Genomic DNA, 9,654 nt, shown 5'->3' with positions numbered 1-9,654 from the left:
GCGCCGACCCCGACAGCGCCGAGAACATGCGGGCGCGGGCCGCGGACCTCGACCGCAGCGGACCGGCCGACTTCGCGCGCCGTCGCGCCCCGCGGCTGCTGTCGGCCGACGCTCCCCGGCACCTCGTCGACCGCGCGACGGCGATCATGGCCGAATCGGTGCGGCTGCCCGGCTACGGCCACGCCGCCGAGTCGATGGCCGCGACCGACCACACCGGCGACCTCGAGAAGATCGACGTTCCGACGCTCGTGCTGTGCGGGGACGCCGACACCGTCACCGGCATCCCGGCGAGCCAGGTTCTCGCCGGCGGCGTCCGGGGCGCGGTGTTCGTCACCGTCCGCGGGGCCGGTCATCTCGCCAACCAGGAACGACCCGAAGCGTTCGGCGCCTGGATCGAATCGTTCGTGCGAATCACCGAACGCCTGAGCAACCACTCGACCCCCTGAAGAACCCGCTGAAGAAACGGAGAACCACCATGACACTCGACTACGCGACCGCGGACCTGAAGGAATTCACCGACTCGCTCATCCTCACCCGCGGCACCCGCCACGAGGACTGGGACACCCTCGGCTTCCAGACCAAGGCCGGAGATCAGTTCCGGCGCGCCCAGATCCGCTACGTCGGCTCCGGCGCCACCGGCAACCACGAGAACGACACCCGCACCATCGGCTCCCGCGGCTTCACGTTCTCGAACATGCTGCTGCCGCCCGGCGCCGAGGGCCCCGAGCACACCCACCACGACGCCGAGGAAGCCTTCTTCGTCCTCGAGGGCGAGGTCGAGGTGGGCATCCACCGCGACGGCGTCGTCGAGAAGCGAACCCTCGGCTACCGCGACATGATCGTGGTGCCGGCCGGCGTGCCGCGCAGCCTGAAGAACACCGGCACCACCGACGCGCTGTTCTGCGTGATCATCGGCACGCAGAAGCCGCAGGTCCCCACCTACCCCGAGACCTCCGCGGTCTTCGGCGTCTCCCGGGACTGACCCGTGGGTGCCCTCGACGACCGTACCGTCGTCGTCACCGGAGCCGGGCGCGGCCTGGGCCTGGCGATCGCCCGCCGCCTCGGCGCCGACGGCGCGACGCTGTGGATCGCCGACGTCGCGACCGACCGCGGCACGGACGCCGCCGCGAAACTGCGCTCCGACGGGATCGCGGCACAGTTCGTCCACGTCGACCTCGCCGACGCCGGCTCGGTCGACGAGATGGCCGCCCGGGTCACCGCACACGGCCCGCTGTACGGACTGGTCAACAACGCCGCGCTCGCCGACGGGGTCGGCGGCAAGGCCGTGCACGAACTGCCGATCGAGGAATGGGACCGCGTCCTGAACGTGAACCTGCGCGGCACGTTCCTCGTCTGCCGGGCCCTCGTGCCCTCGATGATCGAGGGCGGCGGCGGCCGCGTGGTCACCATCGGATCCGACGCGGCGCACTACGGTTCCCCGAGGCTCACGCACTACATCGCGTCCAAGGGCGGCGTGTCCGCGCTGACCCGCACGATGGCTCGCGATCTCGGACCGTACGCGATCACCGTGAACACCGTCTCGCCCGGACTGACGGAAAGCGAATCGGCACAATATGTTCCGCAGCACCGGCACGACCTGTACCGGCTCAACCGGGCCCTGACGCGGCCGCAGCAACCCGCGGATCTGGTGGGAGCCGTTGCCTTCCTCATGGGCGACGAGGCGTCGTACATCACCGGGCAGGAACTCGTCGTCGACGGCGGATTCGTCCTGCACTAGCACCTGAGAGGACCGGGTCGTGGACCTGCTTCTGAACAATCGCACCTATCTCGTGACCGGAGGAAGCTCCGGCGTCGGCCTCGCCACCGTGCGGATGCTGCTCGGCGAGGGCGCGAACATCGTGACTTGCGCCCGCGACGTCGACCGCCTGAACGCGGCCCTCGACGACCTCGACGGACGCGAGCGCATCCTCACTGCGGCGTGCGACGTCCGCGACCGGGACGCGGTCGCCGACCTGGTGGCCCGCGCCCAGGACACCTTCGGCGGCCTCGACGGCCTGGTCAACAACGCGGGCAACTCGCGGATGAAACCGCGCGCCGAGACCACCCTCGACGACTGGCGCGACGAGTTCGACCTCAAGTTCTCGAGCGTGCTCAACACCGTCGACGCCGCGCTGCCGCTGCTGCGCAAGTCGCCGGCACCGTCGATCGTCAACATCTCGGCGGTCCTCGCCCGCCAGCCCGAGACCCGGCTGGTCACCACGAGCGCGGCCCGCGCGGGACTGCTCAACCTGAGCAAGTCCCTGTCGCTGGAACTGGCTCCGGAGGCGATCCGCGTCAACTCGGTCGCCCTCGGTCTCGTCGACACCGGGCAGTGGCGGCGCCGCTACGAAACCTCCGGATACACCGGAAGTTTCGCCGAGTGGGAAGCCGAGATCGCCGCAGACCGCGGGATCGGCCTCGGCCGCTTCGGCAACGCCGACGAGGTCGCCTACCTCGTCGTCACCCTGCTCTCACCCCGCTCGTCGTACGTGACGGGCACGAGCATCGACGTGTGCGGCGGAGTCGCGCGCTATGTCTGAAAGGAAACCCATGGCCAGCGAATCGCGAGCCGGCGGCAACGGCGGGGACCTGCTGGTGCAGGTGCTGCGCGACGCCGGAGTCGACACCGTCTTCGGCATCGTCAGCGTCCACAACCAGCCCCTCGTCGAGGCGGTGAGCAGGCAACTGCGCTTCGTACCGGTGCGGCACGAGGCGACCGCCGTCAACGCCGCCGACGGATACGCCCGCGCCACCGGCGGACTCGGCTGCGCCCTGACCAGTACCGGAACCGGTGCCGGCAACGCGGCGGGCTCGCTGATCGAATCGCTCGCCTCCGGCACCTCGGTCCTGCACATCACCGGGCAGGTCGAATCCCGCTACCTCGGGTCGGGCCGCGGATTCATCCACGAGACCAAGGACCAGCTCGGGATGCTCACCGCGGTCTCGGCCTACGCCGAGACCATCCGCGACGCGGACAGCGCCGCGAAGGTGCTGCGCGAGGCGGTCGCCCACGCGCTCGCCACGCCCGGCGGTCCCGCCAGCGTCGAGTGGCCCATCGACCTGCAGTACGCGCAGTGCCCGGTGACCGCGGAGGTGCCGCAGGCCGAACCGGCGGCCGCCGCGCCGACCGGTCTCGACGAGGCGCTGCGGGCCATGGAACAGGCACGGCGCCCGGTGATCTGGGCGGGCGGCGGAGCGGCGCGAGCAGGGGACGCGCTGACCGCCCTCGTCGAACGGTGGGGTGTTCCGCTGCTGACCAGCAACTCCGGCCGCGGTGCGGTGCCCGAGGATCACCCTCTGTGCATCGGCAACTACGCGACGTCGCCGCTCGGGCGGGCGCTGCTCGCCGACGCCGACCTCGTGTTGTCCCTGGGCACGCACTTCCGGTCGAACGAAACCGGTGACTACTCGATTCCCATGCCCGCGAGTCATATTCAGGTGGACCTCGACCCGGCCGCGCCGGGCCGCGTCTTCCCGGCGGATCTGCCCGTGGTGGGAGAGATCGGTGCGTTCCTCGCTGCCGCGGGGCGCCTCGACGGACTCGGCGATGCGGTCGAGGAGCACTGGACGACGCGGGCCCGCGAGACCCGCGACCGGGTGCGCGCGACGCAGCGCGCCGGGCTGGGTGACCATGCGGTGCTGTGCGACGCCGTGCGCGCGGCATTGCCTCGCGATGCCGTCGTGGCGCGCGATGTGACGATCGCGTCGAGTTCGTGGGGCAATCGCCTGCTGCCGATGTACGACCCGCGCGCCAACGTCTTCCCACGGGGCGGTGGCATCGGGCAGGGCCTCGGTATGGCGATCGGCGCCGCACTGGCGGACGAGACCCGCCCGACGCTCGCGCTCGTCGGCGACGGGGGACTGGCCGTGCACTTGGGGGAGATCCTCACCCTGGCGCAGGAGAAGCCGTGGCTGGTGCTGCTCGTGTGCAACGACGGCGGCTACGGGGTGCTGCGCAACATGCAGATCGGGGCCGGTGAGCGACCGTACGCGGTCGATCTGGCAACCCCGGATTTCGCGCTGCTCGCTCGAGCCGTGGGGGTCGAGTACCGGTGCATCGCCGCTGCCGGGGAGGCCCACGACGTTCTCGCCGACGCGGTGTCGCGGCAGGCGCCCGTGCTCGTGGAGGTCGATCTCGCGGCCTACGGGCCGATGCCGACGCCCTTCACGCCGCCGGTCACCGTACCGGTCGGCTAGCACCCGGAAAAACTTCCCGGCGACTGTGGCGCGGATAACATCTTAGCGCTAAACTAATAAGCGCTGAACTGATCTCCCCGGAGGAAAACATGACTGCAGACACCGTCGACCTGATGGTCCGTCAGATGCGGATCGAGTCCACCGGCGTCGTCTCCCTGCGGCTGGAACATCCCGACGGCGCCGCGGTCGAGCGCTGGACACCCGGAGCGCACCTCGACCTTCATCTCGGCGGTGGCCACGTCCGCCAGTACTCGCTGTGCGGCGACCCCGACGACAAGACGGGCTACCGCGTCGCGGTCCTGCTCGAGAAATCCGGGCGCGGGGGATCGCGCCGCGTCCACGAGACCCTGCGCCCCGGCGACACCGTCGCGGTGAGCCTGCCGCGCAACAACTTCGAGCTCCTGCCGTCCCCGCGCTACCTGTTCATCGCCGGCGGGATCGGCATCACCCCGATCCTGGCGATGATCACCGAGGCGGAACGCGCCGGCGCCGAGTGGGAACTGCACTACGGTGGCCGCGACCGCTCCACCATGGCGTTCCTCGACGAACTCGCCGGCTACGGAGACCGCGTGCGCGTCGTCGCGGAGGACCGCGACGGAATGCTGGATCTGGCTGCGCTGCTGGAGAATCCGCGACCGGATACCCTCGTGTACACATGTGGACCGGAAGGGCTGCTCGCCGCCGTCGAATCGTACGCGCCGGCCTGGCCGGACGGTGCGATCCGCCTCGAACGATTCAAGGCCCCCGAACGCATCGCCACCGCCGGTGAGGACGCCTCCTTCCAGGTGGTGTGCGAGAGCTCCGGCGTGTCCGCGACCGTGGCCCCGGACCGGTCGATCCTCGAAACCCTCGAGGACGCCGGGATCGACGTGCCCAACTCGTGCCGCGAAGGCATCTGCGGATCGTGCGAGACCCGGGTGCTGTGCGGCACCCCCGACCACCGCGACTCTCTGCTCACCGCCGCCGAACAGGAATCCGGCGCCACCATCATGTTGTGTGTCTCCCGCGCCCGCTCCGACGAGCTGGTGCTGGACCTGTAGAAAGGATCCACCATGGATCGCTACCTGAAGATTCATCAGGCCCGCACGGCCGACCCCACCCCCTACGAAGTCAAGCTCGCCAAGGCGATCGAAGAGGTCTTCGGATCGGGAGTCCACCACCTCGAGGGACTCGTCAAGGGACTCAACGACTCCGGCATCAACGGACCCGACGGGGCCGAGTGGACCCCCGAGTCGTTCACCGCCGAGATGCACCGGATCGGAGCCTGACCATGGTGAATCGACTGCGCCGCACCCCGAAGACCGCCGACGAGATCTTCGCGACCGGCATGCGCGACCAGTGGCACGCGGTGTGCCCGTCGGACTTCGTCGAACGCGGCGGCATCCGCAAGATGCGCCGCCTCGGCGAGGACTGGGTGCTCTACCGCGCATCCGACGGCACCGTGCGCATGCTCGAGGACCGCTGCCCACACCGCGGTGCCCCGCTCTCGCAGGGCGTGCACCTGGGCGATCGCCTCGCGTGCCGCTACCACGGCGTCGAGGTCGACGGTACCGGCACCGTCGCGAAGGTCCCCGGCATGCCCGGCTGCAACCTCGAAGGCAAGAAACTCGTCTCGTCGCTGCCCGTCCGCGAGGTCGGCGGGGCGATCCTCGCCTGGTTCGGCACCGATCCCGACGCCGAACCGGGTCCGCTCGAACTTCCGGACCCGCTTGTGGACGAAGATGTTTCGGCATTCCTGTGCTACGCGGAGTGGGAGGCGCCGTGGCGCTTCGCGCTCGAGAACCTGCTCGATCCCATGCACGGCGCGTTCCTGCACCACGAATCACACTCGATGTTCGGGGGTGAAACCTCGGCCCGCTTCCGGATCCGGGAGACCGACCGCGGCTTCTTCTTCGAGAAGACCGACCAGCGCGGCGTGAACTTCGACTGGGTCGAGTACTGCCGCACCGGTGCCGACTGGGTCGACCTCGAGATCCCGTACCCGCCGACCGCGGGTCCCGGCGGACCGTTCGGCATCGTCGGCATGGGCACCCCGATCGACGCCGACACCACCGCGGTCTTCTTCTGGCGCTATCGCCGGGTCCAGGGCTGGGAACGCGACGTGTGGCGCTTTCTGTACCGCACCGTGCTCGAGGAACGGCACTGGGAGGTACTCGAGCAGGATCGGGTCATGCTCGAGGGGATGGCTCCCGACGCCGACGCGGCCGAGAACCTCTACCAGCACGACCTCGGTGTCATGCGGTTGCGCCGGCTGTACCGGGCGCGCGCGGAGGAGCTGGCCGCAGCCACGGCCGAATCCTGATCCGGAGGACGGCACGCCCGAGGGTGGCGGATTCTTCACCCCCGGGTGGCTGTCCGACATCTCGATCGCACCCCACACTCGGTGGTGTCAGGGCCGCTCACTGCGGTGGCGGCACCAGGGGAATCGAGATCCGGAGCACGAACGAATGCCTTTCATCGAGTTGCGGGACGGCCGCTGGGTGCGCAAGACGGAGGTCAGCCTCCGGCAATTGGCACCCGAGGGTGCGGGTTCGTTGCCGAATCTGCTGATGCGGCAGTTCAAGACGACGACCAGATTCCAGGTACTGGACACATTTCGCTACACCCCGGCCGTGGACGAGGACGATTGGCAGGGCGCCCCGGCCGTCGAGAACGGCGAACAGCTCGAGGTGCGGGCGCAGTCGACGTCGGATCTGGCATCGATCCCGCCGTGCCTGTGGGGACTCATCGCGAGCTACGGCGGCCACACCATGCCGGCCCTGCTGCACGACACCCAATGCGCTGCCGCGAGGGACGTGGGCAAGACGGACCCCAAGCGTGCCCGGGCCATGAGACGACGAGCCGATGCGCGGTTCCGCAGCACTCTCCGCCACGAGTCGGACGCGGGCGTCGTCACGCAGTGGATCATGTGGTCGACCGTTCGGGTGTTCGCGTCCCCACCCTATGCGCTGCTCGCCCTGCTGTTCGCGCTGGTCTTGTGGGGGCGTGTCGCGACAGCCGCCGTCCCCGCGCTGCCCGGTGCCGGTGTCGCAGCGGCGGCGTTTCTTCCTTGTCTCGCAGCGGTTTTCATCGGAGCCGGCCTTGTCAGTCGAGAGGCGGCGCCGCCCGGTGCGCCAGGCACACCGGGGAAGAATTATCGCGAGGCCGTGCGGGAGAATCTGACGGCGGCGATGATCGTGACTCTGATCCTGCCCACCATTCTTCCCATGCTGCTGTCGACGCTGCTGACGCGAATCCTGCTGATGCTCGCCGATGTCATCGGATTCGTTGTCGACGCGATCTGTGCGACGCTCGGCCGCCCGCCGGTGTCCGGTGGGCCCGAGTATCCGGTCATCGAGTCGCCGGCGCGAGCCGAATGAGAAACCGACGAGCGCGCCCGCACCTTCTCCGGTGCGGGCGCGTTCTGTTGTGCCCCAGGTGTTTTCCGTCTCGCTGTGGGGCGGCCGTCATTCCCCGTCGTGCCGGATGATGGAGTGCTCGAGTTTGCGGAGGAGTCCGGCGAGAGCGGCCTGGTCGGCGGCGGACAGACCCGCGAGCATGCGCGCCTCGTTCTCGAAGTGGGCGACGGCGATCTCGTCGATCAGCTTCTTGCCCTCGTCGGTGAGCTGCGCGTGCACGATCCGGCGATCCTCCTCGTCGCGCTCGCGCCGGACGAGACCGGCCTGGACGAGGCGATCGATGCGGAGGGTGATGCCGCCGGTGGTCACCAGCGAACTCTCGGCGAGCTGACCCGACGTCATCCGGTACGGTTCGCCTGCGCGGCGCAGGGCGGCGAGCACGTCGAACGAGGCCATGTTGATGCCGAACTCGTCGAAGACGCGTCCGATGGCGCTCTGGTACCGCAGATACGTGCGGTGCAGGCGCCCGAGCACCTCGAGGGGTGTCACGTCGAGGTCGGGCCACTGGCGAGCCCACTGACTCACGATGTCGTCGACGGCATCGTGTTCCGGAACGGTGTCGTGCCCCACGTGGCCTCCTCGTGTTCGCCGTCGTCACGCTCGGTTGTTGAGCGCAAAGGCAATGATCACGATACGGCCTGCGTGGGGCGCGCGGGGAATGCAGGATCAGGCGCGGTGGGTGGCGACCGCGTCGATCTCGACGGTGGCACCGTAGGGGAGTGCGCTGACCTCGACGAAGGTGCGTGCCGGCCGGGGCTCGGGGAACAGGCGCTCGAACTGCCGGTTCGCTTCCTCCCGCAGCGAGAGGTCGGTGACGAAGTAGGTGAGCTTGACGACGTCGGAGAGCGTGCCGCCGACGACGGCGAGCCGGTCGGTCATCCGGTCGATGGCGGCGTCGAGCGCCTCGGTGCGGCCTCCGACGGCGGCACCCTCCGGGTCCACGGACAGGGCGCCCGAGACGAAGACGAGGCCGGCGGCGACATACGCGGGGCTGTAGGGGTGCTGGGCGCTGACAGCGGTGAGGGACATGGAATCTCCAGGGTCGGAAGACGGGATCGGATTTATCTTAGCGCTCAACTAATTGAATAGGAAGGGGTCGTCGCTCGTCGACGGTGCGCCGGACGGCGCCTCGCTCACACCGGCTTACGACTGCAGAAGATCGCAGTACCCGGGAAGATCTCCCCGCGCAGCGGGCTCCACTGGCCCCACTCGCGATCCAGATGCTCGGGCCACTCCGGTTCGACGATGTCGTACACCTCGAAACCCGCCGCCACGAGCTCCCGGAGCCGATCCCCGACGGTCCGGTGATGTTCGACGTAGGTCGGCACCCCGTCGTCGTCGACCTCCACGTACGGCGTGCGGTCGAAGTACGGGAACATCGCCACCAGTCCGCGCTCGCCCGGATCGTCCGGGAAGATCCACCGCATCGGATGATTCACCGCGAACACCCACCGTCCGCCGGGCCGCAGCACCCGCGCGACCTCGCGCATCACCCGCGCCGAATCCGCCACGAACGGCACCGCGCCGAACGCCGAGCACACGACGTCGAAACTCCCGTCCGCGAAGGGCAGCTCCTCGGCGCCGGCCTGCACGAGCGGCACCCGCGGCCCGCCGCGTTCCATCGCCGTCACGCCACGCGCCAGCATCCCGATCGAGATGTCCAGGCCGACCGCCCGGGCGCCCTGCCCGGCCAGCCACCGCGCACACGGCGCCGAACCGCATCCGACCTCGAGGACGTCCTTGCCGGCGACCTCCCCGAGCAGGTGCACATCACCCTCGTGCAGCCCCTCAGGGCACCACACGAACTCGCCCTCGCTGGAGTCCACGCCGAGGAACTCGCCGTGGGTGCGGTGATAGTCCTCGGCGTCGGCATCCCACCACATCCGGCTCGCACGTTCGCTCTCGCGCGACCCCACCCGCGCGCGGCCCGCCTTCGACGTGCCGAGGAGGGCATTCGCGGTCGCGTGGCGGTCGTCGGACGGGGAAACAGCGTCGGGCATGACCACAAGGGTAGGGGTGCGGGGATGCGCGCCCGACTCCAGCGCCACGCCCGCCGCTA

At 69.7% G+C, this 9,654-nt stretch carries 12 protein-coding genes; 9 read left to right on the top strand and 3 right to left on the bottom strand.

The annotated features are described in order from the left end of the window. The 9 genes from I0Q12_RS33415 to I0Q12_RS20900 all read left to right on the top strand — a co-directional run. Nucleotides 1-446 (top strand): alpha/beta fold hydrolase (locus tag I0Q12_RS33415; protein ID WP_231611127.1); only part of this gene is annotated, 446 nt, incomplete at its 5' end. Nucleotides 447-475: 29 nt separating this feature from the next. Then, nucleotides 476-982, top strand: a complete 507-nt coding sequence (locus I0Q12_RS20935) for a cupin domain-containing protein (protein ID WP_197254263.1) — start codon at nucleotides 476-478, stop codon at nucleotides 980-982. A gap of 3 nt (nucleotides 983-985) precedes the next feature. Beyond that, nucleotides 986-1,738 (top strand): 3-oxoacyl-ACP reductase family protein, encoded by a 753-nt coding sequence (locus tag I0Q12_RS20930; protein WP_197254262.1) that lies wholly within the window; start codon nucleotides 986-988, stop codon nucleotides 1,736-1,738. Nucleotides 1,739-1,757: 19 nt separating this feature from the next. Then, on the top strand, nucleotides 1,758-2,540 hold the full coding sequence (locus I0Q12_RS20925) for an SDR family oxidoreductase (protein WP_197254260.1): 783 nt from the start codon (nucleotides 1,758-1,760) through the stop codon (nucleotides 2,538-2,540). After that, a complete protein-coding gene (locus I0Q12_RS20920) occupies nucleotides 2,533-4,197 on the top strand; it encodes a thiamine pyrophosphate-binding protein (protein ID WP_197254258.1) in 1,665 nt (554 codons plus the stop codon). Before I0Q12_RS20925 ends, I0Q12_RS20920 begins: the two co-directional genes overlap by 8 nt. Before the next feature lie 89 nt (nucleotides 4,198-4,286). Continuing rightward, a complete protein-coding gene (locus tag I0Q12_RS20915) occupies nucleotides 4,287-5,237 on the top strand; it encodes a PDR/VanB family oxidoreductase (RefSeq protein ID WP_197254256.1) in 951 nt (316 codons plus the stop codon). A 12-nt stretch (nucleotides 5,238-5,249) separates the two neighbouring features. Further along, nucleotides 5,250-5,465 carry a recombinase-like helix-turn-helix domain-containing protein gene (locus I0Q12_RS20910; RefSeq protein ID WP_197254254.1) on the top strand — a complete coding sequence of 72 codons (216 nt, stop codon included), beginning with the start codon at nucleotides 5,250-5,252 and terminating at the stop codon, nucleotides 5,463-5,465. Nucleotides 5,466-5,467: 2 nt separating this feature from the next. Further along, on the top strand, nucleotides 5,468-6,499 hold the full coding sequence (locus I0Q12_RS20905) for an aromatic ring-hydroxylating dioxygenase subunit alpha (RefSeq protein ID WP_197254252.1): 1,032 nt from the start codon (nucleotides 5,468-5,470) through the stop codon (nucleotides 6,497-6,499). Between the two features lie 145 nt (nucleotides 6,500-6,644). Continuing rightward, nucleotides 6,645-7,556: a DUF1353 domain-containing protein gene (locus I0Q12_RS20900; RefSeq protein WP_197254250.1), complete on the top strand. Its 912-nt coding sequence runs from the start codon at nucleotides 6,645-6,647 to the stop codon at nucleotides 7,554-7,556. Nucleotides 7,557-7,643: 87 nt separating this feature from the next. On the opposite strand, the gene I0Q12_RS20895 is transcribed toward I0Q12_RS20900, so the two are convergent. The 3 genes from I0Q12_RS20895 to I0Q12_RS20885 all read right to left on the bottom strand — a co-directional run bounded on the left by I0Q12_RS20895 (nucleotide 7,644) and on the right by I0Q12_RS20885 (nucleotide 9,595). Next, nucleotides 7,644-8,165 carry a MarR family winged helix-turn-helix transcriptional regulator gene (locus tag I0Q12_RS20895; protein WP_197254248.1) on the bottom strand — a complete coding sequence of 174 codons (522 nt, stop codon included), beginning with the start codon at nucleotides 8,163-8,165 and terminating at the stop codon, nucleotides 7,644-7,646. 96 nt (nucleotides 8,166-8,261) lie between these two features. Continuing rightward, nucleotides 8,262-8,624 carry a RidA family protein gene (locus I0Q12_RS20890; protein ID WP_197254246.1) on the bottom strand — a complete coding sequence of 121 codons (363 nt, stop codon included), beginning with the start codon at nucleotides 8,622-8,624 and terminating at the stop codon, nucleotides 8,262-8,264. Nucleotides 8,625-8,728: 104 nt separating this feature from the next. After that, entirely contained in the window at nucleotides 8,729-9,595 is an 867-nt protein-coding gene (locus I0Q12_RS20885; protein WP_197254238.1) for a class I SAM-dependent methyltransferase, read from the bottom strand. Nucleotides 9,596-9,654 lie beyond the last annotated feature (59 nt).

Source organism: Rhodococcus sp. CX (assembly GCF_015865005.1).
In the GTDB taxonomy this organism is placed as follows: Bacteria; Actinomycetota; Actinomycetes; order Mycobacteriales; family Mycobacteriaceae; genus Rhodococcus.
The sequence above is the reverse complement of the archived record's forward strand: the minus strand, read 5'-3'. Positions and strand labels throughout refer to the sequence as shown.

Excerpts from the sequence above, each read along its gene's own strand:
- I0Q12_RS20935 (WP_197254263.1), top strand. The coding sequence starts at position 476 with ATGACACTCGACTACGCGACCGCGGACCTGAAGGAATTCACCGACTCG.
- I0Q12_RS20920 (WP_197254258.1), top strand. The coding sequence starts at position 2,533 with ATGTCTGAAAGGAAACCCATGGCCAGCGAATCGCGAGCCGGCGGCAAC.
- I0Q12_RS20915 (WP_197254256.1), top strand. The coding sequence starts at position 4,287 with ATGACTGCAGACACCGTCGACCTGATGGTCCGTCAGATGCGGATCGAG.
- I0Q12_RS20910 (WP_197254254.1), top strand. The coding sequence starts at position 5,250 with ATGGATCGCTACCTGAAGATTCATCAGGCCCGCACGGCCGACCCCACC.
- I0Q12_RS20905 (WP_197254252.1), top strand. The coding sequence starts at position 5,468 with ATGGTGAATCGACTGCGCCGCACCCCGAAGACCGCCGACGAGATCTTC.
- I0Q12_RS20900 (WP_197254250.1), top strand. The coding sequence starts at position 6,645 with ATGCCTTTCATCGAGTTGCGGGACGGCCGCTGGGTGCGCAAGACGGAG.
- I0Q12_RS20890 (WP_197254246.1), bottom strand. The coding sequence starts at position 8,624 with ATGTCCCTCACCGCTGTCAGCGCCCAGCACCCCTACAGCCCCGCGTAT.
- I0Q12_RS20885 (WP_197254238.1), bottom strand. The coding sequence starts at position 9,595 with ATGCCCGACGCTGTTTCCCCGTCCGACGACCGCCACGCGACCGCGAAT.